Below are 20,484 nucleotides of genomic sequence, written 5' to 3'. Positions count from 1 at the left end.
GTGAAGGCGGGGTTGTTGGCCGCGCCCACGGCCGCGTAGAACGCCATCGAACGCTTCAGATCCGTCACCGGCAGGTTTACGAAGATCAGCTTGCTCATCATTTCGACCTTGGGGGTTTGGGCCGCGGAAGATGGCCGCAGCGTCTTGTATTGACGAGTGGGAGGGAGGCAAATCGACACGCTGCGGGCTGGGCGTCTGGCGTTGGGCCGGCTGCGCGTATCCGGAAAGCGGAACCGGCGAGTATGCGAACAGGAGCTCGGGCGAAAAACCCACGGCGAGTCAAGACTGCGTGTCCGCGCCGGTCGCAGTGGCAATGGGCTGCGCAACCCGTTCCCCGCTCGTTCGCACTGAGCGTAGCCACCCGCAGGACGGCGGAGTCGAAGTGCCCTGTGAGAGGGTCCTTCGACTCCGACCGCTGGCGCGGCCTACGCTCAGGATGAACGGTTGCGTGAGGGGCCTACGACTCCGGCCTGCGGCCTACGCTCCGGGCGAACGGAAAAGATGGATGACTCCCGCCGGCCCTCAGGGTGAATGGCACGCCTAGCTTCTCCCGTTTTGCGAAGGAGGATGCGGTCCCGGGCGGCGCTTATTCGACCGGCGTATGGCGGTAGGCGGCCACGTCGCGCTCCATCACCGCGCCGGCGTCGTTGCCCCAGGCACGGCGGATGTAGCTGACCACCGCGGCGACGTCGGCGTCGTTCAACTGCTGTGCAAACGGCGGCATCGAGTAGGGGCGTGGATGTGCGGCCGTGGTGGGCGCAAAGCCACCGAGCAGGACGATACGGATGGCATTGATGCCGGTGGGCTCGACGACCGCACCGTTGCCGGCCAGCGCCGGATAGACGCCGGCGGCGCCCTGCCCATCCTTTCTGTGGCAGCTTGCGCATTGTTTTCCGTAGAGATCGCCGCCGCGGCCAAGCAGTGCGGCCGTATCGAGTGGGCTGCCTCCGGCCGCGCGCGCGGGGCGCGGCGGCAACGATTGCAGGTAGGTGGCGATGGCGTGCAGGTCGTCTTCGTGCAGATGCTGGGTGCTCTGCATGACCACGTCGGCCATCGGGCCGAAGGCGGCACCCTTGGCGGACTGGCCGGTCCTGAGCAGGGCCACGATGTCGTCCGCGCTCCAGCCCTGCAGGCCGCCGTGGGCGCGCGTGCTGAGGTCGGGCGCATACCAGTTCTGCGCGGGGATCTGGCCGCCGGTGAGCGTCTCGCCCGCGGGCAGGCCGCCGAGGTTGTCGCGCGTGACGTGGCATTCGTTGCAGTGGCCCAGGCCCTGCACCAGATAAGCGCCGTGATTCCACTCGGCCGACTGCTTCGGGTCGGGCACGAACTGGCCAGGGCGGAAGTACAGCGTGCGCCAGGTGGCCAGGCTCGCCTTGAGGTCGTAGGGAAAACGCAGCGACGGTGCGGCCGTTTCGCTGTGCACCGGCGACAACGATTTGAGATAGGCAAACAGCGCGAACGCGTCGTCGCGACTGACCTTGGTATAGGAGGTGTAGGGAAATGCCGGATAGAGCGCGCGCCCGTCGCGGCCGATGCCCTCGTGCAGCGCGCGCCAGAACGCGTCGAAGGACCACTGGCCCAGGCCGGTGGCATCGTCGGGGGTGAGGTTGGGCGCGGGCACGTCGCCGAAGGGCGTGGGCAGCGCGCGGCCGCCGGCGTAGGGCTTGCCGCCCTGGGCGGTGTGGCAGGCGGCGCAGTCGCCCACGGTAGCCAGGTAGGCGCCGCGGGCGATGAGTGCGGGATCTTTGTTTGCCGCCGTGCCGGTTGCCGGCGGCAGCGCGGGATGGTGCTGGGCGGACAGCCACCAGGCGACGAGCGCGATGGCCAGCACGAGCACGGCCAGGAAGGTGCGCAGCAACCACTTCATCGCGCAGCCTCCGTCGCGCCGAGCACGCCGCAGGCCAGCGGCGGCGTGACCGATCCCGGCGGCTGCGCATGGGCATCGGCCGGCACGTCGCGGGTGGCAAGCCAGGCCGACACCGCGGTGATGTCGGCCTCGCTCAGGCGGCCGGCGATGGCGGCCATGCAGTCGGGCGCGACCATCGCGCGGGTATGGGTGCGCCAGGAGCCGAGCTGCGCGCTGACGTAGTCGTAGGGCAGGCCGACCAGGCCGGGGATGTCCGGCTGCACGCCGGTGAGCTGCGCACCATGGCAGGCGGCGCAGGCGGGGACCTTGCGCGCGGCGTCGCCGTGGGTGGCCAGCGTCTGGCCGCGCTCGAGCATCGCCGCCGAGATGCGCGGCACGGGCGAGCGTTCGTAGGGCACCTGCTGTGCGGCGAAGTAGTCGGCGATCTCGTGCATGTACTCGGGCGAGAGACCGCGCACGGTGTATTCCATCGGCGCGTACTTGCGCAGGCCGTCCTGGAAGTTTTTGATCTGCCTCGCCAGGTAGCCCGCCGGTTTGCCGGCCAGGCGCGGGAAGAAGCCGCTCTCGGGCGTGCCCTGGCCCTGCTCGCCGTGGCAGGCGGTGCAGGCGGCGATGCGCTGCTTGAGGGTATCGGGCACGGTCGGCGCGTCGGCGGCGCGGACGGTGGCGGCAAACAGCGCGGCGGCCAGCAGCGCCGGCGCAAGGCGCACGGAAGGAAGCAGACTCATGGGCGGGAATTATAGGTAGTGCCTCGCGCGCGGCGTGCCCGCGAGGCGGGATATGCTGCACCAGCGCGACACCATGCCGCACCGTATCCATTGCACACCGCCCCTCCGGAGGCTGCCGTGAAACGATCGCCCGCCCGCCTTGCCCCGATGGTCGCCCTGCTGCTCGCTGCGCCGGCGCTGGCCGCGCAACCGGCCGCGCCGCTGGCGTGGGCCTCGATCGACCAGCTGCAGCAGCAGATGGATGCAGGCTCGCTGGACAGCCGCTCGCTGGCGCGGCAGTTCCTCGACCGCATCGCGCAGATCGACCAGGCCGGACCGACGCTGCGCGCAGTGATCCAGGCCAACCCCGACGCGCTCACACTCGCTGCCGCACTGGATGCCGGCCGCGCCAAGGCCAAGCGCGGGCCGCTGTACGGCATCCCGGTGCTGCTCAAGGACAACATCGACACCGGCGACCGCATGCTCACCACGGCCGGCTCGTTGGCGCTGACCGACGCGCCGGCGCCGCGCGACGCGGGGCTGGTCGAGCGGCTGCGCAAGGCCGGCGCGCTGGTGCTGGGCAAGACCAACCTGAGCGAATGGGCCAACTATCGCTCCAACCACGCCAGCAGCGGCTGGAGCGGGCGCGGCGGGCAGACCAGAAATCCCTACGTTCTCGACCGCAATCCCTGCGGATCCAGCGCGGGCTCGGGCGCGGCAGTGGCAGCGGGGCTGGTGACGGTGGCGGTCGGCACCGAGACCGACGGCTCGATCATCTGCCCGGCGGCCAGCAACGGCATCGTCGGCATCAAACCCACGCTCGGCCTGGTCAGCCGCAGCGGCATCGTGCCGATCGCGCACAGCCAGGACACCGCCGGCCCGATGGCGCGCAGCGTGGCCGACGCGGCCGCACTGCTCAGCGTGATCGCCGGCAGCGACCCGCGCGACAGCGCCACTGCCGAGGCGGACAAGCATGCGACGGACTACACCCACTTCCTTGACGCCAATGGCCTGAAGGGCAAGCGCATCGGCGTGGTGCGCCAGCTCGCCGGCGCCGAGCCCAACGCCGACCGCGTGCTCGCCCAGGCCATCGCGCTGATGAAGGCGCAGGGCGCGGTGATCATCGACCCGGTGACGGTGCCGAACCTGTCCAAGCTGGGCGAACCGGAACTGACCGTGCTGTCCTACGAGTTCAAGCACGACATCGATGCGTATCTCGCCACGCGGCCCAAACTCAAGGTGAAGTCGCTGGCCGACCTGATCGCCTTCGACAAGGCGCACGCGGCGCAGGAGATGACCTGGTTCGGGCAGGAGCTGTTCGAGCAGGCGCAGGCGCGCGGGCCGCTGAGCGAGAAGAAGTACACCGACGCACTGGCCACGGCCAAGCGTCTTGCCGGGCCCGAGGGCATCGATGCGGCGCTGGCCAAGGACCACCTGGATGCGCTGTTGGCGCCCTCGTGGGGGCCGGCGTTCGTCACCGATCCTGTGCTGGGCGACCACATCGTCAGCGGCGATCCGACCGTGGGCGGCGCCTCGCAGCCGGCGGCGGTGGCCGGCTATCCGTCTATCACCGTGCCGGCCGGCTTCGCCCACGACCTGCCGGTGGGCATCGTGCTGTTCGGCGCCAAGTGGAGCGAGCCCACGCTGATCTCGATCGCCTACGGCTTCGAGCAGCACGCCAAGGCCTGGCAGCCGCCGCGCTTCCTGGACACGGTCGGCGGCAAGTCCGCCGTGGTGTCGCCATGAACCGGTCGCGCGAAGTGCGCCTGCAAAGCACGCTGACCTGCCCGCACTGCGGGCATCGGTCGGTGGAAACCATGCCGACCGACGCCTGCCTGTTCTTCCACGACTGCCCTGCCTGCGGCGCGCTGCTCAAGCCCAAGCCCGGCGACTGCTGTGTGTTCTGCTCCTACGGCGACGTGCCGTGCCCGCCGGTGCAGGCCGAACGCGGTTGCTGCGGATAGGGCAAAGGCTGGGGGAACTGCCCTGCCCCGGCGCAGTCTCAAGCGGCTGACCCCAAGGACAAGGATCGGCCATGCATGCACTGAGAAGCTTTCTGCTGCGCAACCGCGGCCTCTTCCTTTTCCTGCTCGGCATGCTGATGTTCCGCAGCGCGCTGGCCGACTGGAACAGCGTGCCTACCGGCTCGATGCAGCCGACCATCCGCATCGGCGACCGCATCGTGGTCGAGCGCATGGCGTATGACCTGCGCGTGCCGTTCACCCATGTCGTGCTGTGGCATCGCGCCGATCCGCAACGCAATGACATCGTGATCATCGATTCGGCCGCCACCGGAGAGCGGCTGGTCAAGCGCGTGGTGGGCCTGCCCGGCGACCGCATCGCGCTGCGCGGCAACGTGCTCTACGTCAACGGCCATGCGGCACGCTACCGCCCGATGCGCGTGGCCGGCATCGCCGCAGACCAGGCGCAGCCGGCCAGCTATGCGGACGAATCGGTCAAGGGCCGCCATCACCTCGTGCGCCTGCAGCGCTACCTGCCCAGCCCCGCCAGCAACTACGGCCCGGTGACCGTGCCGGCCGGGCATTACCTGGCGATGGGCGACAACCGCGACGACAGCTACGACTCGCGCTTCTTCGGCTTCGTCCCGCGTCGGGAGATCGTCGGGCGCGCACGCTACGTGGCGATGTCGCTGGATCCGGCACGCCACGGTCTGCCGCGGCCGCACCGGTGGGCGCTGGCACTGCACTGATCCGGGCGCTCCGATCCCCCGGCTACCCCGCGCCGCCGGCGGACTTGCGCACGATCAGCATCGCCAGCTCCAGCGACTGCTCGTAGTTGAGCCGCGGATCGACCATCGACTTGTAGGCGCGCTTCAAGTCCGACTCGGACAGGTCGCGCGCGCCGCCCATGCACTCGGTCACGTCCTCGCCGGTCAGCTCCAGGTGCACGCCGCCCAGCCGCGTACCGGCGGCCGCGTGGATGTCGAACGCTTGGTCCAGCTCGCCGCGGATGTTGTCGAAGCGGCGGGTCTTGTAGCCATTGGAGGTGCTTTCGGTGTTGCCGTGCATCGGATCGGCCACCCACAGCACTCGCCGCCCTTCACGCCTGACCGCATCCAGCAGCGGCGGCAGGGCGCGGGCGATGCCGGCGTTGCCCATGCGGTGGATCAGGGTCAGCCGGCCCGGTTCGTCATGCGGGTTGAGCGCGTCGATCAGCGGCAGCAGTTGCTCGGCCGTGACCGACGGGCCGACCTTTACCGCGATCGGATTGCGGATGCCGCGGAAATACTCCACGTGAGCGCCGTCCAGCGCCGCCGTGCGCATGCCGATCCATGGGAAATGCGTGGAAAGGTTGAACCAGCCCGGGTTGCGCGGCACCTGCCGGGTCAGTGCCTGCTCGTAGTGCAGCAGCAGCGCCTCGTGCGAGGTAAAGAAGTCCACCCGCGAAAAGCTCGCGATCGGCCCGGCCAGGGTCTCCATGAAGCGCAGCGAATCGCCGATGGCCGTGACCATGCGGCGGTACTCGGCCGCCAGCGGCGAATGCTCGACCCAGGCCAGGTCCCAGTATTCGGGATGGTGCAGGTCGGCGAAGCCGCCGTCGATCAGAGCGCGCACGAAGTTCATGGTCAGCGCCGAATGCGCGTGCGCCTCGATCAGCCGCTGCGGATCGGCGCGGCGTGCCGCGGGGGTGAAGGCCGGGCCGTTGACCACGTCGCCGCGGAAGCTGGGCAGCGTGACACCATCGCGCGTCTCCATATCGGCCGAGCGCGGCTTGGCGTACTGGCCGGCGAAACGACCCACGCGCAGCACCGGCTTCTTCAGGCCGTGCACCAGCACCAGGCTCATCTGCAACAGCACCTTGAGCCGGTTGGAGATCACCGGGCTGGTGCAATCGGCAAAGCTCTCGGCGCAGTCGCCACCCTGCAGCAGGAAGCGCTCACCCTCCTGCGCCTCGGCCAGAGTCTGCTTGAGCGCCAGCACCTCCCAGGAGGTAACCAGCGGCGGCAGCGCGGCGAGCCGACTGGTGGCCAGGGCCAGTTCGGCGGCATCCTCGTAGTGCGGCTGCTGCAGGGCCACGCGCTGCTGCCAGGAGGCAGGCGTCCAGCCAGCGGGCAGTTCAGCCATGGGATTCGGGCGACCGTTCACGGGCATTTCCTGCAATCAGGCGGCACGGCGGCGCACGGCTGCGGCCAGCGCGAGTGCCGCAAGCAACACGAACCAGAACAGCGTCCATGCCGGCATCGGCAGTCCGAGCACCGGCTCGACCTTGGCGCATTCGCCCGAGCCGGTGAACACCATCCGCAGCACCTGCGCGAACGGGAACGCGTCGAACATGTAATCCAGCGGCGGTCCGCAGGAAGGTACCTGGCCGGCCGGCAGCGACTGGATCCACAAGTGGCGGGCCGCCACCGCGATGCCCCACAGCGCGCCCAGCAGAGCGCCGCCGGCATACACCCAGCGCGCGCTACCGCGCGGCGCATGCAGACCGCCGGCGAGAAAGAAGACCGCCATCACCAGGAAGCCAATGCGCTGGAAGATGCACAGCGGACACGGGACCAGCCCCCATGCGTACTCGGAGTACAACGCAAAGCCGAGCAGGGCCACGCAGATCAGGAAACCCACGAGAAAACTTGAGCGGTACGACCAGCGCAGAGGATTCATGGCGGCTTGTTGCGTTGCGGAAAGCCGACATTACCCGCTTGCCGGGCTGCTGTCAGCAAGGTCCGCGCAAAAAAGGAAAACCCCGGCAGGTCGCCCGGCCGAGGTTTGTCGTTTGGACGTCTGGACGCCCGTACGGCGAAGGCCTTACTCGGCCTCGGCCGCCTCGGCGTGCTGCGGGCGGTCGACCAGCTCGACGTAGGCCATCGGGGCGTTGTCGCCCGCGCGGAAGCCGCACTTGAGGATGCGCAGATAACCGCCCGGACGCTGCTGATAGCGCGGCCCGAGCTCGACGAACAGCTTGCCGACCGCTTCCTTGTCGCGCAGGCGAGCGAAGGCAAGGCGGCGGTTGGCGACGCCGTCGACCTTGGCCAGGGTGATCAGCGGCTCGGCGACGCGGCGAAGTTCCTTGGCCTTGGGCAGGGTAGTGCGGATCAGCTCGTGCTTGATCAGCGAGGCGGCCATGTTCTTGAACATGGCTTCGCGGTGCGAGCTGGTGCGGTTGAGCTTGCGGCCGGATTTCTGGTGGCGCATGGGAAGGACTCTCTCTGTCTGTTGTTATGAAAAACCGGCGGTTGTGTCCGGCTTTCCGCGGTTGCCCGCTGTTTCCGGCCCTGTAAGGACGGGCCTTCGTGAGAAGTGCGGCCATGAGTGGCCGTCTATTGCTCTGGCGGTCGGTGAGGACCGCTTGGGCCTAGCAGGCCCTCTTGTCAGGCAGTCAAGGCGACCGCTCAAAAAAGTCCGGCGGTAGCGTCAGACGGCCGCCAGCCTAAACTTCGGCGGCGATCCTTCGATCGCCGCCGCAAACATCAACCCAGCTGCATGCCGTGCGACAGGCCCGGCGGCGGCCAGTTCTCCAGCTTCATGCCCAGGGCCAGGCCGCGCGAACCCAGTACGTCCTTGATCTCGGTGAGCGACTTCTTGCCCAGGTTCGGCGTCTTGAGCAGCTCGACTTCGGTCTTCTGCACCAGGTCGCCGATGTAGTAGATGCTCTCGGCCTTCAGGCAATTGGCCGAGCGCACCGTCAGCTCCAGATCGTCGATCGGGCGCAGCAGCAGCGGATCGAAACCGCCCTTTTCAGCCTTGTCGGTGGCGCTCTCGCGTCGCGAGAAGTCACCGAACACCGACAGCTGGTCGTTGAGGATCTCGGCGGCCTTGCGGACCGCATCCTCGGCGCCGATGGTGCCGTTGGTCTCGATGTCCAGGACCAGCTTGTCCAGGTTGGTGCGCTGCTCCACGCGGGCCGCGTCGACCTCGTAGGCCACGCGCAGCACCGGCGCGAAGGAGGCATCGAGCTGCAGGCGCCCGATCGGACGCGCTTCGTCGTCCGGATGCTGGCGCGCGCTGGCCGGCTGGTAGCCGACGCCACGGCGCACCTTCAGGCGCATGTTGAGCGCGATGTCCTTGGTCAGGTGGCAGATCACGTGCTCGGGATTGATGATTTCCACCGAGTGGTCGACGACGATGTCGCCGGCCGTGACCACGCCCTTGCCCTTCTTGGAGAGGGTCAGGGTGACCTCGTCGCCGGAATGCTGGCGAATGGCCACGTCCTTGAGGTTGAGCAGGACTTCGATGACGTCCTCCTGCAGGCCCTCGAGGGTGGTGTACTCGTGCAGCACGCCATCGATTTCCACCTCGATGATGGCGCTGCCGGGGATCGAGGAGAGCAGCACGCGGCGCAGCGCGTTGCCCAGGGTGTGGCCGAAGCCACGCTCGAGCGGCTCCACCACCACCTTGGCGCGGTTGGCTCCGAGCTGCTCGACGCTGAGGCCACGAGGCCGCAGCACACTAGTTGACGAAACTGCCATGCAGGGCTCCGGTAATTACTTCGAATACAGCTCGACGATCAGGGCTTCGTTGATGTCCGTCGGCAGGTCGCCGCGGTCGGGCATCGACTTGAACGTGCCGGCGAACTTCTTCGCGTCCACTTCCAGCCAGATCGGGCGCAGGTCCATGGTGTCGAACACGGTCGCCGCTTCCTGCACGCGCAGCTGGGTGCGCGCGCGCTCGGTCAGCGCGACCTCGTCGCCCGGCTTGACCTGGTACGAGGGGATGTTGACCTTCTTGCCGTTGACCAGCACAGCCTTGTGGCTGACCAGCTGACGCGCCTGGGCGCGGGTGACCGCGAAGCCCATGCGGTAGACGACGTTGTCCAGGCGGCTTTCGAGCAGGCGCAGCAGGTTTTCGCCGGTATTGCCCTTGAGGGTCGACGCCTTGGTGTAGTAGTTGCAGAACTGGCGCTCGAGCACGCCGTAGATGCGCTTGACCTTCTGCTTCTCGCGCAACTGGACGGCATAGTCGGACATGCGCATGCGCTTGTTGGCGCCATGCTGACCGGGCTTGTTCTCCAGCTTGCACTTGGAGTCCAGCGCACGGGCCGGGCTCTTCAGGCTGAGATCCGCACCCTCGCGGCGGGCGAGCTTGCAGGTAGCTCCACGATAACGGGCCATGGGGTTACTCCTTAGACTCGACGCTTCTTGGGGGGACGGCAGCCGTTATGCGGGATCGGCGTGACGTCGATAATGTTCAGGACCTTGTAGCCCAGCGCGTTCAGCGAACGCACGGCCGATTCGCGGCCCGGGCCGGGGCCCTTGATACGCACTTCCACGGTCTTCACGCCGTAGTCGCCGGCCGCGCGGCCAGCCTTCTCGGCAGCGACCTGGGCAGCGAACGGGGTGGACTTGCGCGAACCGCGGAAACCCGCGCCGCCGGCAGTCGCCCACGACAGCGCGTTGCCCTGGCGGTCGGTGATGGTGACGATGGTGTTGTTGAAGGAGGCCTGCACGTGGGCCACGGCATCCGTGACGACGCGCTTGATCTTCTTCTTGGTCTTGACAGGCTTGGCCATATTCTCGATCCGTTACTTCTTGATGGCGCGACGCGGGCCCTTGCGGGTGCGTGCATTGGTACGCGTGCGCTGGCCGCGCACCGGCAGGCCACGACGGTGGCGCAGGCCGCGATAGCAACCCAGGTCCATCAGGCGCTTGATCGCGATACCCACCTCACGGCGCAGGTCGCCCTCGACGACGTACTTGCCGATTTCGTGGCGGAGCTTCTCCACCTCGCCTTCGCTCAACGATTTGATCGGCGTGGTCGGAACCACCCCGGCATCCGCGCAGACCTTCTTGGCCCGGCTGCGGCCGATGCCGTAGATGCTCTGCAGGCCAACCCACACATGCTTGTGGACCGGCAAATTGACACCCGCGATGCGCGCCATGATGTACTTTCTCCGATGCGTTTCTTGCGCGGTAAACGCGCAATTTTAACCTGAATTACCCGAACAGGAAAGCCCTGCGGCGCCGTGCCGCCTGCCTTCCAACGTGACCAACCCCGTTCGCCCCAGCAGCCACTAGTTGCGGCGGAGGTTGGCCTTCTTGAGCAGACTCTCGTACTGGTGGCTGACCAGATGCGCCTGCACCTGGGCGGTAAAGTCCATCACCACCACCACGATGATGAGCAGCGAGGTGCCGCCGAAGTAGAACGGCACGTGCCAGTAGTTCTGCAGGAACGTCGGCACCAGGCACACCAGCACCAGGTAGATCGCTCCCACGCCCGTCAACCGGGTCATGACGCCGTCGATGTACTCGCCGGTGGCCCGCCCCGGTCGGATACCCGGGATCAATGCACCCGACCGCTTGAGGTTGTCGGCCGTTTCCTGCGAGTTGAAGACGATCGCCGTGTAGAAGAAAGCAAACACGATGACCAGCACGGCGTAGGTGATCTCATAGAGCGGCTGCCCCGGCGCGATCGCCTGGGTGAGGCTCTGCAGCCAGCGCGCCTGGTGGCCGGCGCCGAACCAGCTCACCGCCGTCGCCGGGAACATCAGCAGGCTCGAGGCGAAGATCGGCGGGATCACGCCCGACATGTTGATCTTCAGCGGCAGGTGCGAGGTCTGGTTCATGTACGCACGCTGGCCACCCGACCGCCGCGCATAGTTCACGGTAATGCGCCGCTGGGCGCGCTCCATGAACACCACGAAAGCCGTCACCGCCAGAACCACCACCACAACCAGGATCAGCTTCAGCACCGACAGCTCGCCGTTGCTGGCCATGCCCAGGGTGCTGGATACCGCGCCGGGCAGGCCCGCCACGATGCCCGCGAAGATCAGCAGCGAGATGCCGTTGCCGATGCCGCGCTCGGTGATCTGTTCGCCCAGCCACATCAGGAACATCGAGCCGGCGGTCAGGCCCACCACCGAGGCCAGGATGAAACCGAAGCCCGGCGTGTACACCACCGGCGCGCCGCCGTCAGCCGTCTGCGACTGCAGCGCCGCGTCGATGCGGAACGCCTGGAAAGCGTGCCGAAGCGGGTGTACATGGTCATCGTGCGGCGACCCGCCTCGCCTTCCTTGCGCAGCGCCTGCAGGCTCGGCACCACCGAACCCATCATCTGCACCACGATCGAGGCGGAGATATAGGGCACCACGCCGAGCGCGAACACGGAGAAGCGCTGCAGCGAGCCGCCGGAGAACATGTTGAACATGTTCAGCAGGCCGCCGCCGCCCTGGATCAGCCGCGTCATGGCTTCCGGGTTGACGCCCGGCACCGGGATGAACGAGCCGAGGCGGAAGACGACCAGCGCACCGATCACGAAGAAGATGCGCTGGCGGAGTTCCGTCAGCTTGCCGAGCGCGCCGAGCGCATTGCCCTGGGCTTGCGCCACCGTCTTACTCCACGCTGCCGCCGGCAGCCTCGATGGCCGCCTTGGCACCGGCCGTGGCGAGCACGCCGGAGAGCTTGACCGCACGGCCGATTTCGCCCTTGGCGACGACCTTGATCTTCTTCGCCTTGCTGTCCACCAGGCCGGCCTGGTGCAGCGCGATCGGATCGATCACGTCGGCCTTCAGGTTGGCGAGCTGGTACAGGAAGACTTCCTGGCTCTCGGCCTTCTTCTTGGAGCGGAAGCCGACCTTGGGCAGGCGACGCTGCAGCGGCATCTGGCCGCCCTCGAAGCCGTACTTATGGGTGCCACCGGCGCGGGCGTGCTGGCCCTTGTGGCCGCGACCGGCCGTTTTGCCCAGGCCCGAACCGATACCGCGACCGACGCGCAGGCGCGTCTTGCGCGAACCGGCAGCCGGCTTGATGTCGTTGAGACGCATGATGATTACTCCTCGACCCGGACCAGGTAGTAGACCGTGTTGATCAGGCCACGCACCTGCGGGCTGTCCTTCAGTTCACGCACATCGTTGAGCTTGTTCAGGCCCAGCGCCTTGACGCTCAGGCGATGACGCCCCTGTACGCCGCGCAGGCCCTTGACCAGGCGCACGCGCACGGTGGCGGCGGTTTCCTTGTTCTTAGCCATGGCCGAGCACCTCTTCGACGGTCTTGCCGCGCTTGGCGGCGATGCGCTTGGGCGAGGCGATCGCCTGCAGACCCTTGATGGTGGCGCGTACCAGGTTGATCGGGTTGCGCGAACCGACCGCCTTGGCCAGCACGTTCTTCACGCCGACCACTTCCAGCACGGCGCGCATCGCGCCGCCGGCGATCACGCCGGTACCCTCGGAAGCAGGCTGCATGAACACGCGCGCCGCGCCGTGGTTGGCCTTGATGGCGTACCACAGGGTGCCGTTGTTCAGATCGATGCTCACCATGTTGCGACGGGCACGCTCCATCGCCTTGGAGATGGCCACCGGCACTTCACGCGCCTTGCCATAACCGAAGCCGACCTTGCCCTCGCCGTCACCGACGACGGTCAGCGCGGTGAAGCTCATCTGGCGGCCGCCCTTGACGGTCTTGGCCACGCGGTTGACGGCGATCAGCTTCTCGAGCAGGCCGTCGGAATTTTCGCGATCGGTAGAAGACATTGTTCGTTTCCGTATGCCCGGACCATCCGGGACTTTGCTTGCGGCTTGGCCGCTTGTTGTTGTGCTTGCTATGGACCGGGAGTCTGGACTCCCGGTTCCTCAGAACTTCAGGCCCGCTTCGCGCGCCGCATCGGCCAGTGCCTTGATGCGACCGTGGTAACGGAAGCCGGAACGGTCGAACGCAACCGACTCGACGCCTGCGGCCAGCGCACGCTCGGCCACGGCCTTGCCCACCGCCGCGGCGGCAGCCAGGTTCTTGGTGCCCTTCAGGCCCTCGGCCACCGACTTCTGCACGGTGGAAGCGGCCGCCACCACCTTCTCGCCGGAGGCGTCGAACACCTGGGCGTAAAGATGCTGGCCGGTGCGATGCACCGACAGACGCGCCACGGCAAGCTTGCGGATGTGGGCACGCGTCGACTTGGCGCGGCGCAGGCGGGATTCGTTCTTGTTCATCTGTCTGTTCCTCGAAAGCGGATCGGCTTGAATGAGCGGAATACCCTGCTCTTTCTGAAGAGTGCGGCCATGGATGGCCGCTTCTTCGCGCAGGGACAGCGCACTTACGCCTTCTTGGCTTCCTTCAGGGTGATCTTCTCGCCGGCATAGCGCACGCCCTTGCCCTTGTAGGGCTCCGGCGGACGGAACGCGCGGATCTTGGCGGCAACTTCGCCTACGCGCTGCTTGTCCGAGCCCTTGACCAGGATCTCGGTCTGCGACGGAGTCTCGAGCGTGATGCCTTCCGGCGCGTTGAACACGACCGGGTGCGAGAAGCCCAGGCTCAGGTTCAGCGCCTTGCCGGCCATGGAGGCGCGGTAACCCACGCCGACCAGCTCCAGCTTGCGCTCGTAGCCCTCGGACACGCCCTTGATCATGTTGGCCAGCAGCGCGCGCGCGGTACCGCCGAACTTGTCGTCGGCGCCGTCGGCAAGCGCGATGTTCGCGACGCCATCGTTCACTGCGACCGACACGCCCGGCAGGGCATGGATCGACAGCGTACCCTTCGGACCCTTGACGGAGACGCCGTTGGCGTCGGACTTCAGCTCCACGCCCTTGGGCAGGCTGATCGGTTTCTTGGCAACGCGGGACATGGAAACTCCTTACGCCACTTGGCCGATGACTTCGCCGCCCAGGCCCTTGGCGCGGGCCTGCGCATCGGTCATCAGACCGGCGGAAGTCGAGATGATCGAGATACCCATGCCGCCGAGCACCTTCGGCAGCTCGTCCTTGCCGCGATACACGCGCAGGCCGGAGCGGGAAACACGGGAAATGGCCTCGATGGCGGGGCGGCCTTCGAAATACTTGAGCTTGATCTCGAGCACCGGCTTGCCTTCCGCGTCGGAAGTCTTGGCGTCGAGGATGTAGCCCTCGTTCTTGAGGAGGTTGGCGATCGCCAACTTCAGCTTCGACGACGGCATGCTTACGGCCTGCTTGCCCGTGAGCTGGGCATTGCGGATGCGCGTAAACAGATCGGCGATGGGATCAGTCATGCTCATGAAAACATCCTTCAGAGTGCACCGATATCCGATAAAACCGGAAATCAATCAGATTGTGAGCCGACAAAACCGTCGGCCTGCGTTGCGCAGACCGACGACTATAGCAGCTATTCCCGCTTTTAGCGAACGTCGGCGCGATTTATGCACCGGGCAGCCGTCAGGCCGCCTGCGGAGCGGCAGGCACCCGGGCGCCCGCCGCCTGGAGTCTTACCAGCTGGCCTTGCGCAGGCCCGGCACGTCGCCGCGCATGGTCGCTTCGCGCAGCTTGTTGCGGCCCAGACCGAACTTGCGGTAGACACCGCGCGGACGACCGGACAGCTCGCAGCGGTTGCGCTGGCGCACCGGGCTGGCGTCGCGCGGCAGCTTCTGCAGCTTGGACTGCGCGTCCATCTTCTCGTCGTACGAGGCGTTCGGGTTCAGCACGATCGCCTTCAGTTCGGCGCGCTTGGCGGCGTACTTCTTGACGAGCTTGGTCCGCTTGATGTCGCGGTTGACCATGGAGGTCTTTGCCATTGCGTTTCTCTCGCTCTTAAGTTCGGCGCGATCAGTTGCGGAACGGGAAGCTGAAGGCTTCCAGCAGCGCCTTGGCTTCTTCGTCGGTCTTGGCGGTGGTGGTGATGGAGATGTCCATGCCACGCATCGCGTCGATCGCGTCGAAGTCGATTTCCGGGAAGATGATCTGTTCCTTGATGCCGAAGTTGTAGTTGCCACGGCCATCGAATGCGCGGCCGGACACGCCGCGGAAATCGCGGGTGCGCGGCAGCGAGATGTTGATCAGGCGATCAAGGAATTCCCACATGTTGGCGCGGCGCAGGGTGACCTTGCAGCCGATCGGCCAGCCGTCGCGGATCTTGAACGAGGCCACGGACACGCGCGCCTTGGTCGTGATCGGCTTCTGGCCGGCGATCTTGGTCATGTCGGCCACGGCATTCTCAAGAATCTTCTTGTTGCCGGCAGCCTCGCCCACACCCATGTTCAGGGTGATCTTGGTGATGCGCGGAACCTGCATCACGTTCTCGTAGCCGAAACGCTCGGTGAGCTTGGCAACGACCTGGTCTTTGTAGAAGTTTTCAAGGCGCGTCATGACATCGGTTCCTTACGCGTCCACCTGTTCGCCACTGGAGCGGAACACGCGCACCTTGCGCCCGTCGCCGAGCACCTTGGCACCTACGCGCTCACCCTTGCCGGTGGCCGAATTGAACAGCTGCACATTGGAGATATGGATCGAGGCCTCGCGCTCGACGATGCCGCCGGCCTGGTTGGCCTGCGGGTTCGGCTTGGTGTGGCGCTTGACGATGTTGACGTTGGAGACGAACACGCGCTCGCCGTCCACACGCAGCACGTCGCCGCGCTGACCCTTGTTCTTGCCGGCGATCACGAGGACCTGATCACCCTTGCGGATACGGTTCATGGTTTCTCTCCGCTCAAAGCACTTCGGGCGCGAGGGAGACGATCTTCATGAACTTCTCGCCGCGCAGCTCGCGCGTGACCGGCCCGAAGATGCGGGTGCCGATCGGCTCGAGCTTGTTGTTGAGGAGCACCGCTGCGTTGCCGTCGAAACGGATCAGCGAGCCGTCGGGGCGGCGCACGCCCTTGGCGGTACGAACCACCACGGCGTTGTAGACCTCGCCCTTCTTCACCTTGCCGCGCGGAATCGCATCCTTCACGGTGACCTTGATGACGTCACCGATCGCGGCATAGCGGCGCTTGGAGCCGCCGAGCACCTTGATGCACATCAGTTCCTTCGCGCCGCTGTTGTCGGCCGCGGAAAGCGTGCTCTGCATCTGGATCATGTCTGCACCCTCCCCTTAGACCGCAGCGCGCGTGACGATTTCGACCACGCGGTGATGCTTGGTCTTGGACAGCGGACGGCACTCGGCGATGCGCACCAGGTCGCCCTCGTTCGCACCGATGTCGTCCTGCGCATGCAGCTTGGTCGACCGGCGGATGATCTTGCCCAGCAGGCCGTGCTGCACCTGGCGCTCGATCAGGACGGTCACCGTCTTGTTCATCTTGTTGCTGATGACGCGACCCTCGAGGGTGCGCGCCTGCTTGGTGTTCTCGCTCATGTCGGCGGTCCCTTACTTCTTCGTGCCGAGCACGAACTTCGTGCGGGCGATGTCGCGCCGGACGCGGCGCAGCTGGTGCGGCTGGCTGAGCTGGCCGGTGCCCTTCTGCATGCGCAGGTTGAACTGCTCCTTGCGCAGGTCCAGCAGGTGCTGCTTCAGCTCGTCGGCCGACTTGGTGTTCAGATCGTTGGTGGCCATCACATCACCGCCCGGGTCACAAATTGGGTCTGCACCGAGAGCTTGGCGGCGGCCAGGCGGAACGCCTCGCGTGCCGTGGCCTCGTCGATACCCTCGATTTCATAGAGCATGCGGCCCGGCTGGATCGGGGCGACCCAGAACTCGACGCCGCCCTTGCCCGCGCCCATACGCACTTCGATCGGCTTCTTGGTGATCGGCTTGTCCGGGAACACGCGGATCCAGAGCTTGCCGCCACGCTTGACGAAACGGGTGATGCAACGACGGGCCGCCTCGATCTGGCGCGCGGTCAGCGCACCGTGGGTGGTCGCCTTCAGGCCGTACTCGCCAAAGCTGACGAGGTTGGAGCACTGGGCCAGGCCATCGTTGCGGCCCTTGAACTGCTTGCGGTATTTGGTTCGCTTCGGTTGCAACATGGCAACTCTCCTTACTTCGCCGTCCGCTCGCGGCGGCCTTCACCGCCCTCGCGACGCGATTCACGACGACCCTCGCCACCTTCGCGGCGCGGCTGCGACTGTTCGTCCTTCGACTCGACGGACGCTGCCGCCAGGTCGAAGATCTCGCCCTTGTAGACCCACACCTTGATGCCGATGATGCCGTAGGTGGTCTTCGCCTCGGCAAAGCCGTAGTCGATGTCGGCACGCAGGGTGTGCAGCGGCACGCGGCCTTCGCGGCTCCACTCGGAACGGGCGATCTCGGCGCCGTTCAGGCGGCCGGACACGTTGATCTTGATACCCAGCGCACCCAGGCGCATCGCGTTGCCGACCGCACGCTTCATCGCGCGGCGGAACATGATGCGGCGCTCCAGCTGCTGGGCGATCGACTCGGCCACCAACTGCGCGTCGAGCTCGGGCTTGCGCACTTCGTTGACGTTGATGTGCGCCGGGACGCCCATCATGTCGGACACTTCCTTGCGCAGCTTCTCGATGTCCTCGCCCTTCTTGCCGATCACCACGCCCGGGCGGGCGGTGTGGATCGTCACGCGGGCGGTCTTGGCCGGACGCTCGATCTGGATCTTGGAGATGCCGGCCTGCGCCAGCTTCTTGCGCAGCATCTCGCGGACCTTCAGGTCAGCCGCGAGGTACTGGGCGTACTCGCCCTTGTTGGCGTACCACTTCGAATTCCAGTCCTTGGCGATGCCGAGGCGGATACCGGTGGGATGAACTTTATGACCCATCGTCTTCTGTCCTCTTACTCGCCGACGACCACGGTGATGTGGCTGGTGCGCTTCAGGATGCGCGAACCGCGACCCTTGGCGCGGGCATACATGCGCTTCATCGCCGGACCTTCGTCCACGAAGATGCGCGAGACCTTCAGCTCGTCGACGTCGGCGCCCAGATTGTTCTCGGCGTTGGCGACGGCCGAGAGCAGCACCTTGCGGACAAGGTGAGCGGCCTTCTTGTTGGTGAACTGGAGCACGTCGCTGGCGCGGCCCACGGGCATGCCGCGGACCAGGTCAGCCACCAGGCGTGCCTTCTGCGCCGAGATGCGGGCGCTGCGCAGGATCGCTTTGGCTTCGGTGCTCATCTTACTTGCCCTTCTTGTCGCCGCCGTGGCCCTTGAAGGTGCGGGTCACCGCGAACTCGCCGAGCTTGTGCCCGACCATGTTCTCGTTGACGAGCACCGGCACGTGCTGGCGACCGTTGTGGATGGCGATGGTCAGGCCCACCATTTCGGGCAGGATCATCGAGCGGCGCGACCAGGTCTTGATCGGACGCTTGTTGTTGGCGGAAACGGCGGCTTCCACCTTCTTTGCGAGGTGCAGGTCGATGAACGGACCTTTCTTTAGGGAGCGCGGCATGATCGTTTCCTGTTACTTGCGACGACGCACGATGAACTGCTGCGTGCGCTTGTTGTTGCGGGTCTTGTAGCCCTTGGTCGGCGTGCCCCACGGGCTGACCGGGTGACGGCCGCCGGAGGTACGGCCTTCACCACCGCCGTGCGGATGGTCGACCGGGTTCATCACCACGCCGCGCACGGTCGGGCGGATGCCCTTCCAGCGCTTGGCACCGGCCTTGCCCAGCTTCTTCAGGCTGTGCTCGGAGTTGCCGACTTCGCCGATGGTGGCGCGGCAGTCGACCGGCACGCGGCGCATCTCGCCGGAGCGCAGGCGCAGCGTGGCGTAACCGGACTCGCGGGCGACCAGCTGCACGGAGGCGCCGGCACTGCGGGCGATCTGCGCACCCTTGCCCGCCTTCATCTCGATGCAGTGGATGGTCGAACCAACCGGGATGGCGCGCAGCGGCAGGCTGTTGCCGGCCTTGATCGGCGCGTCGGAACCGGACACCAAACGGTCGCCCACCTGCACGCCCTTGGGCGCGATGATGTAGCGGCGCTCGCCATCGGCGTAGCACAGCAGCGCGATGTGCGCGGTACGGTTCGGATCGTATTCGATACGCTCGACCTTGGCGGCGATGCCTTCCTTGTCGCGCTTGAAGTCGATGATGCGGTAGGCCTGCTTGTGGCCACCACCGCGATGACGCGTGGTGATGCGACCGTAATGGTTGCGGCCACCCGTCTTGGACTGCGATTCGGTCAACGCCGCGTACGGCGCGCCCTTGTGCAGACCCTCGGTGCGGACGCTGACGGAGTCGCGGCGGCCCGGCGAGGTCGGCTTGTGAGTGATCAGTGCCATCTCAATTCAACTCCTTGAGCTCAGGCCTTGGCCGAAACGTCGATGGTCTGGCCATCGGCGAGGCGGACATAGGCCTTGCGCTTGCCCTGGCGGTTGCCAGCGCGGAAACGGAAGGACTTGACCTTGCCCTTGGCGTTGACGAGGTTCACCTGCTCGACCTTGACGTCGAACATCTGCTCCACCGCCGCGCGGACATCGGCCTTGGTCGCCTCGGGGGCGACCACGAATACGTACTGGTTGTTCTCGGCCAGGCGCGCGGACTTCTCGGAGATGTGCGGCGCACGCAGCGTGTTGAGAATGCGTTCGTTGCTCATGCCAGCCATTCCTCGATCTTCTTCACGGCCTCGGCGGTCAGCACGACGTAGTCGGAACCGACCAGGCTGACCGGGTTCAGCGCCATCACGTCGACCACGTGCAGGTACGGGATGTTGCGCGCGGCCAGGAACAGCGCCTCGTTGGCGTCCTCGGACACCAGCAGCACGCGACCGGCGACCTTGAGCTCGGCCAGCTTGGCGACCATCGCCTTGGTCTTGGCTTCCTCGATGCCGAAGCCCTCGACCACCTTCAGGCGATCCTGGCGGTTCAGCTCGGAAAGGATCGAGCGAATCGCGACACGATAAGCCTTGCGGTTGACCTTCTGCTCGAAGCTGCGCGGCTTGGCCGCGAAGGTGACACCGCCGCCCACGAAGATCGGGGCGCGATAGTCGCCGTGACGGGCGCCGCCGCCCTTCTGCTTCTTGAACTTCTTGGTGGTGCCCGACAGCTCACCGCGCGACAGCTGCGCCTTGGTGCCGGCGCGACCGCCGGCCGGGTACGCAACCACCACTTGGGGGATCAGGGCCTGCTTGAACTCGGTGCCGAACACTTCGTCGGACACGGCGAGCGGCTTGGCGCCAATGACATTCAGTTCCATGGCGTCTCTCCTCAACCCTTGGTGGTCGGGCGGATAACGACGTCGCCGCCGGTCGCACCCGGCACCGCGCCCTTGACCGCGATCAGGTGACGCTCGGCGTCGACCTTGACCACTTCCAGACCCTGCTGCGTGCGATTCACCGCACCCATGTGGCCGGCCATCTTCTTGCCTGGGAACACACGGCCC

Annotated in this window: 31 protein-coding genes and 2 pseudogenes; 3 read left to right on the top strand and 30 right to left on the bottom strand. The window is 66.6% G+C overall.

Annotation, left to right across the window (positions count from 1 at the left end; translation table 11 throughout):
* Positions 1–586: 586 nt before the first annotated feature.
* Both HOQ08_RS15095 and HOQ08_RS15090 read right to left on the bottom strand, forming a co-directional pair.
* A complete protein-coding gene (locus HOQ08_RS15095; RefSeq protein WP_291196801.1) occupies positions 587–1,867 on the bottom strand; it encodes a cytochrome c in 1,281 nt (426 codons plus the stop codon).
* Positions 1,864–2,595 carry a c-type cytochrome gene (locus tag HOQ08_RS15090; RefSeq protein ID WP_291196798.1) on the bottom strand — a complete coding sequence of 244 codons (732 nt, stop codon included), beginning with the start codon at positions 2,593–2,595 and terminating at the stop codon, positions 1,864–1,866. Before HOQ08_RS15090 ends, HOQ08_RS15095 begins: the two co-directional genes overlap by 4 nt.
* A 147-nt stretch (positions 2,596–2,742) precedes the next feature.
* Here HOQ08_RS15090 and HOQ08_RS15085 point away from each other — a divergent pair, with 147 nt between their 5' ends.
* The 3 genes from HOQ08_RS15085 to lepB all read left to right on the top strand — a co-directional run bounded on the left by HOQ08_RS15085 (position 2,743) and on the right by lepB (position 5,284).
* Complete coding sequence (locus HOQ08_RS15085; RefSeq protein ID WP_291196810.1) at positions 2,743–4,320, top strand: amidase; 1,578 nt, start codon at positions 2,743–2,745, stop codon at positions 4,318–4,320.
* Complete coding sequence (locus HOQ08_RS15080) at positions 4,317–4,538, top strand: GDCCVxC domain-containing (seleno)protein (protein WP_291196795.1); 222 nt, start codon at positions 4,317–4,319, stop codon at positions 4,536–4,538. Before HOQ08_RS15085 ends, HOQ08_RS15080 begins: the two co-directional genes overlap by 4 nt.
* Positions 4,539–4,609: 71 nt before the next feature.
* Positions 4,610–5,284: a signal peptidase I gene (gene lepB, locus HOQ08_RS15075; protein ID WP_291196792.1), complete on the top strand. Its 675-nt coding sequence runs from the start codon at positions 4,610–4,612 to the stop codon at positions 5,282–5,284.
* Between the two features lie 22 nt (positions 5,285–5,306).
* Here lepB and HOQ08_RS15070 read toward each other — a convergent pair whose 3' ends face one another.
* From HOQ08_RS15070 to rplC, 28 genes and pseudogenes are all read right to left on the bottom strand, one after another.
* Entirely contained in the window at positions 5,307–6,659 is a 1,353-nt protein-coding gene (locus HOQ08_RS15070; RefSeq protein WP_291196807.1) for a 3-deoxy-7-phosphoheptulonate synthase class II, read from the bottom strand.
* A 36-nt stretch (positions 6,660–6,695) separates the two neighbouring features.
* Positions 6,696–7,196, bottom strand: coding sequence for a disulfide bond formation protein B (locus HOQ08_RS15065; protein WP_291196789.1), 501 nt, complete (start codon positions 7,194–7,196; stop codon positions 6,696–6,698).
* Positions 7,197–7,340: 144 nt separating this feature from the next.
* Entirely contained in the window at positions 7,341–7,727 is a 387-nt protein-coding gene (rplQ, locus tag HOQ08_RS15060) for a 50S ribosomal protein L17 (RefSeq protein ID WP_291196786.1), read from the bottom strand.
* A 275-nt stretch (positions 7,728–8,002) separates the two neighbouring features.
* Complete coding sequence (rpoA, locus tag HOQ08_RS15055; protein WP_291196783.1) at positions 8,003–9,001, bottom strand: DNA-directed RNA polymerase subunit alpha; 999 nt, start codon at positions 8,999–9,001, stop codon at positions 8,003–8,005.
* A 15-nt stretch (positions 9,002–9,016) separates the two neighbouring features.
* The gene (gene rpsD / locus HOQ08_RS15050) at positions 9,017–9,643 is read right to left on the bottom strand and encodes a 30S ribosomal protein S4 (RefSeq protein ID WP_291196780.1); all 627 of its coding nucleotides are present in this window, start codon (positions 9,641–9,643) and stop codon (positions 9,017–9,019) included.
* 11 nt (positions 9,644–9,654) lie between these two features.
* A complete protein-coding gene (gene rpsK, locus HOQ08_RS15045; protein ID WP_007513384.1) occupies positions 9,655–10,041 on the bottom strand; it encodes a 30S ribosomal protein S11 in 387 nt (128 codons plus the stop codon).
* Positions 10,042–10,053: 12 nt separating this feature from the next.
* Entirely contained in the window at positions 10,054–10,410 is a 357-nt protein-coding gene (rpsM, locus tag HOQ08_RS15040) for a 30S ribosomal protein S13 (RefSeq protein ID WP_209619614.1), read from the bottom strand.
* A 132-nt stretch (positions 10,411–10,542) separates the two neighbouring features.
* Positions 10,543–11,855, bottom strand: a pseudogene (secY, locus tag HOQ08_RS15035) (preprotein translocase subunit SecY).
* A gap of 4 nt (positions 11,856–11,859) precedes the next feature.
* On the bottom strand, positions 11,860–12,291 hold the full coding sequence (rplO, locus tag HOQ08_RS15030; protein WP_343203822.1) for a 50S ribosomal protein L15: 432 nt from the start codon (positions 12,289–12,291) through the stop codon (positions 11,860–11,862).
* Positions 12,292–12,296: 5 nt separating this feature from the next.
* On the bottom strand, positions 12,297–12,494 hold the full coding sequence (gene rpmD, locus HOQ08_RS15025) for a 50S ribosomal protein L30 (RefSeq protein WP_291196696.1): 198 nt from the start codon (positions 12,492–12,494) through the stop codon (positions 12,297–12,299).
* Positions 12,487–12,996, bottom strand: coding sequence for a 30S ribosomal protein S5 (rpsE, locus tag HOQ08_RS15020; protein ID WP_291196693.1), 510 nt, complete (start codon positions 12,994–12,996; stop codon positions 12,487–12,489). The genes rpmD and rpsE overlap by 8 nt, the downstream gene beginning before the upstream one ends.
* Positions 12,997–13,095: 99 nt before the next feature.
* Positions 13,096–13,449: a 50S ribosomal protein L18 gene (gene rplR / locus HOQ08_RS15015; protein WP_291196690.1), complete on the bottom strand. Its 354-nt coding sequence runs from the start codon at positions 13,447–13,449 to the stop codon at positions 13,096–13,098.
* A 104-nt stretch (positions 13,450–13,553) separates the two neighbouring features.
* Positions 13,554–14,081, bottom strand: coding sequence for a 50S ribosomal protein L6 (gene rplF / locus HOQ08_RS15010; RefSeq protein WP_291196687.1), 528 nt, complete (start codon positions 14,079–14,081; stop codon positions 13,554–13,556).
* Between the two features lie 9 nt (positions 14,082–14,090).
* Positions 14,091–14,486 (bottom strand): 30S ribosomal protein S8, encoded by a 396-nt coding sequence (gene rpsH, locus HOQ08_RS15005; protein WP_091340525.1) that lies wholly within the window; start codon positions 14,484–14,486, stop codon positions 14,091–14,093.
* 207 nt (positions 14,487–14,693) lie between these two features.
* Positions 14,694–14,999: a 30S ribosomal protein S14 gene (gene rpsN / locus HOQ08_RS15000; protein ID WP_091340522.1), complete on the bottom strand. Its 306-nt coding sequence runs from the start codon at positions 14,997–14,999 to the stop codon at positions 14,694–14,696.
* A gap of 31 nt (positions 15,000–15,030) precedes the next feature.
* Positions 15,031–15,570 (bottom strand): 50S ribosomal protein L5, encoded by a 540-nt coding sequence (gene rplE / locus HOQ08_RS14995; RefSeq protein ID WP_291196682.1) that lies wholly within the window; start codon positions 15,568–15,570, stop codon positions 15,031–15,033.
* 12 nt (positions 15,571–15,582) lie between these two features.
* The gene (gene rplX / locus HOQ08_RS14990; RefSeq protein WP_291196680.1) at positions 15,583–15,897 is read right to left on the bottom strand and encodes a 50S ribosomal protein L24; all 315 of its coding nucleotides are present in this window, start codon (positions 15,895–15,897) and stop codon (positions 15,583–15,585) included.
* Positions 15,898–15,910: 13 nt separating this feature from the next.
* A complete protein-coding gene (gene rplN, locus HOQ08_RS14985) occupies positions 15,911–16,279 on the bottom strand; it encodes a 50S ribosomal protein L14 (RefSeq protein WP_017461864.1) in 369 nt (122 codons plus the stop codon).
* 15 nt (positions 16,280–16,294) lie between these two features.
* Entirely contained in the window at positions 16,295–16,555 is a 261-nt protein-coding gene (gene rpsQ, locus HOQ08_RS14980; RefSeq protein ID WP_267171452.1) for a 30S ribosomal protein S17, read from the bottom strand.
* 12 nt (positions 16,556–16,567) lie between these two features.
* On the bottom strand, positions 16,568–16,753 hold the full coding sequence (gene rpmC / locus HOQ08_RS14975) for a 50S ribosomal protein L29 (protein ID WP_091340512.1): 186 nt from the start codon (positions 16,751–16,753) through the stop codon (positions 16,568–16,570).
* The gene (gene rplP / locus HOQ08_RS14970) at positions 16,753–17,166 is read right to left on the bottom strand and encodes a 50S ribosomal protein L16 (protein ID WP_091340510.1); all 414 of its coding nucleotides are present in this window, start codon (positions 17,164–17,166) and stop codon (positions 16,753–16,755) included. The genes rpmC and rplP overlap by 1 nt, the downstream gene beginning before the upstream one ends.
* A gap of 11 nt (positions 17,167–17,177) precedes the next feature.
* Entirely contained in the window at positions 17,178–17,927 is a 750-nt protein-coding gene (rpsC, locus tag HOQ08_RS14965) for a 30S ribosomal protein S3 (RefSeq protein ID WP_291196672.1), read from the bottom strand.
* A gap of 14 nt (positions 17,928–17,941) precedes the next feature.
* Entirely contained in the window at positions 17,942–18,277 is a 336-nt protein-coding gene (gene rplV, locus HOQ08_RS14960) for a 50S ribosomal protein L22 (protein ID WP_181300981.1), read from the bottom strand.
* 1 nt (position 18,278) lies between these two features.
* Complete coding sequence (gene rpsS, locus HOQ08_RS14955; protein WP_056001708.1) at positions 18,279–18,551, bottom strand: 30S ribosomal protein S19; 273 nt, start codon at positions 18,549–18,551, stop codon at positions 18,279–18,281.
* A gap of 12 nt (positions 18,552–18,563) precedes the next feature.
* Positions 18,564–19,385 carry a 50S ribosomal protein L2 gene (gene rplB / locus HOQ08_RS14950; protein WP_291196656.1) on the bottom strand — a complete coding sequence of 274 codons (822 nt, stop codon included), beginning with the start codon at positions 19,383–19,385 and terminating at the stop codon, positions 18,564–18,566.
* A gap of 20 nt (positions 19,386–19,405) precedes the next feature.
* Positions 19,406–19,708: a 50S ribosomal protein L23 gene (gene rplW, locus HOQ08_RS14945; RefSeq protein ID WP_291196653.1), complete on the bottom strand. Its 303-nt coding sequence runs from the start codon at positions 19,706–19,708 to the stop codon at positions 19,406–19,408.
* Complete coding sequence (gene rplD / locus HOQ08_RS14940; protein ID WP_291196649.1) at positions 19,696–20,298, bottom strand: 50S ribosomal protein L4; 603 nt, start codon at positions 20,296–20,298, stop codon at positions 19,696–19,698. Before rplD ends, rplW begins: the two co-directional genes overlap by 13 nt.
* Positions 20,299–20,309: 11 nt before the next feature.
* Positions 20,310–20,484: pseudogene (gene rplC / locus HOQ08_RS14935) on the bottom strand (50S ribosomal protein L3); the annotation flags it as partial.

It is taken from the genome of Frateuria sp. (assembly GCF_013362045.1).
Classification (GTDB): Bacteria; Pseudomonadota; Gammaproteobacteria; order Xanthomonadales; family Rhodanobacteraceae; genus Frateuria_A.
Note: the sequence above shows the minus strand (reverse complement) of the source record. Positions and strands in the feature narration are given on the sequence as shown.

What these genes read in the sequence shown, in the direction of transcription:
- rpsE (WP_291196693.1), bottom strand. Translation starts at nt 12,996, where the DNA reads ATGTCTTCTACCGATCGCGAAAATTCCGACGGCCTGCTCGAGAAGCTG.
- rplP (WP_091340510.1), bottom strand. Translation starts at nt 17,166, where the DNA reads ATGTTGCAACCGAAGCGAACCAAATACCGCAAGCAGTTCAAGGGCCGC.
- HOQ08_RS15065 (WP_291196789.1), bottom strand. Translation starts at nt 7,196, where the DNA reads ATGAATCCTCTGCGCTGGTCGTACCGCTCAAGTTTTCTCGTGGGTTTC.
- rplN (WP_017461864.1), bottom strand. Translation starts at nt 16,279, where the DNA reads ATGATCCAGATGCAGAGCACGCTTTCCGCGGCCGACAACAGCGGCGCG.
- rpsH (WP_091340525.1), bottom strand. Translation starts at nt 14,486, where the DNA reads ATGAGCATGACTGATCCCATCGCCGATCTGTTTACGCGCATCCGCAAT.
- rpoA (WP_291196783.1), bottom strand. Translation starts at nt 9,001, where the DNA reads ATGGCAGTTTCGTCAACTAGTGTGCTGCGGCCTCGTGGCCTCAGCGTC.
- rpmC (WP_091340512.1), bottom strand. Translation starts at nt 16,753, where the DNA reads ATGGCCACCAACGATCTGAACACCAAGTCGGCCGACGAGCTGAAGCAG.
- rpsK (WP_007513384.1), bottom strand. Translation starts at nt 10,041, where the DNA reads ATGGCCAAGCCTGTCAAGACCAAGAAGAAGATCAAGCGCGTCGTCACG.
- rplX (WP_291196680.1), bottom strand. Translation starts at nt 15,897, where the DNA reads ATGAACCGTATCCGCAAGGGTGATCAGGTCCTCGTGATCGCCGGCAAG.
- HOQ08_RS15085 (WP_291196810.1), top strand. Translation starts at nt 2,743, where the DNA reads ATGGTCGCCCTGCTGCTCGCTGCGCCGGCGCTGGCCGCGCAACCGGCC.
- HOQ08_RS15080 (WP_291196795.1), top strand. Translation starts at nt 4,317, where the DNA reads ATGAACCGGTCGCGCGAAGTGCGCCTGCAAAGCACGCTGACCTGCCCG.
- rplR (WP_291196690.1), bottom strand. Translation starts at nt 13,449, where the DNA reads ATGAACAAGAACGAATCCCGCCTGCGCCGCGCCAAGTCGACGCGTGCC.
- rplW (WP_291196653.1), bottom strand. Translation starts at nt 19,708, where the DNA reads ATGGCTGGCATGAGCAACGAACGCATTCTCAACACGCTGCGTGCGCCG.
- rplV (WP_181300981.1), bottom strand. Translation starts at nt 18,277, where the DNA reads ATGAGCACCGAAGCCAAAGCGATCCTGCGCAGCGCCCGCATCTCGGCG.
- rpsD (WP_291196780.1), bottom strand. Translation starts at nt 9,643, where the DNA reads ATGGCCCGTTATCGTGGAGCTACCTGCAAGCTCGCCCGCCGCGAGGGT.
- rplB (WP_291196656.1), bottom strand. Translation starts at nt 19,385, where the DNA reads ATGGCACTGATCACTCACAAGCCGACCTCGCCGGGCCGCCGCGACTCC.
- rpsM (WP_209619614.1), bottom strand. Translation starts at nt 10,410, where the DNA reads ATGGCGCGCATCGCGGGTGTCAATTTGCCGGTCCACAAGCATGTGTGG.
- rpsC (WP_291196672.1), bottom strand. Translation starts at nt 17,927, where the DNA reads ATGGGTCATAAAGTTCATCCCACCGGTATCCGCCTCGGCATCGCCAAG.
- lepB (WP_291196792.1), top strand. Translation starts at nt 4,610, where the DNA reads ATGCATGCACTGAGAAGCTTTCTGCTGCGCAACCGCGGCCTCTTCCTT.
- rpsQ (WP_267171452.1), bottom strand. Translation starts at nt 16,555, where the DNA reads ATGAGCGAGAACACCAAGCAGGCGCGCACCCTCGAGGGTCGCGTCATC.
- HOQ08_RS15090 (WP_291196798.1), bottom strand. Translation starts at nt 2,595, where the DNA reads ATGAGTCTGCTTCCTTCCGTGCGCCTTGCGCCGGCGCTGCTGGCCGCC.
- rplO (WP_343203822.1), bottom strand. Translation starts at nt 12,291, where the DNA reads ATGCGTCTCAACGACATCAAGCCGGCTGCCGGTTCGCGCAAGACGCGC.
- rplD (WP_291196649.1), bottom strand. Translation starts at nt 20,298, where the DNA reads ATGGAACTGAATGTCATTGGCGCCAAGCCGCTCGCCGTGTCCGACGAA.
- rplQ (WP_291196786.1), bottom strand. Translation starts at nt 7,727, where the DNA reads ATGCGCCACCAGAAATCCGGCCGCAAGCTCAACCGCACCAGCTCGCAC.
- rpsS (WP_056001708.1), bottom strand. Translation starts at nt 18,551, where the DNA reads ATGCCGCGCTCCCTAAAGAAAGGTCCGTTCATCGACCTGCACCTCGCA.
- rpmD (WP_291196696.1), bottom strand. Translation starts at nt 12,494, where the DNA reads ATGGCTAAGAACAAGGAAACCGCCGCCACCGTGCGCGTGCGCCTGGTC.
- rpsN (WP_091340522.1), bottom strand. Translation starts at nt 14,999, where the DNA reads ATGGCAAAGACCTCCATGGTCAACCGCGACATCAAGCGGACCAAGCTC.
- HOQ08_RS15070 (WP_291196807.1), bottom strand. Translation starts at nt 6,659, where the DNA reads ATGGCTGAACTGCCCGCTGGCTGGACGCCTGCCTCCTGGCAGCAGCGC.
- HOQ08_RS15095 (WP_291196801.1), bottom strand. Translation starts at nt 1,867, where the DNA reads ATGAAGTGGTTGCTGCGCACCTTCCTGGCCGTGCTCGTGCTGGCCATC.
- rplE (WP_291196682.1), bottom strand. Translation starts at nt 15,570, where the DNA reads ATGACGCGCCTTGAAAACTTCTACAAAGACCAGGTCGTTGCCAAGCTC.
- rplF (WP_291196687.1), bottom strand. Translation starts at nt 14,081, where the DNA reads ATGTCCCGCGTTGCCAAGAAACCGATCAGCCTGCCCAAGGGCGTGGAG.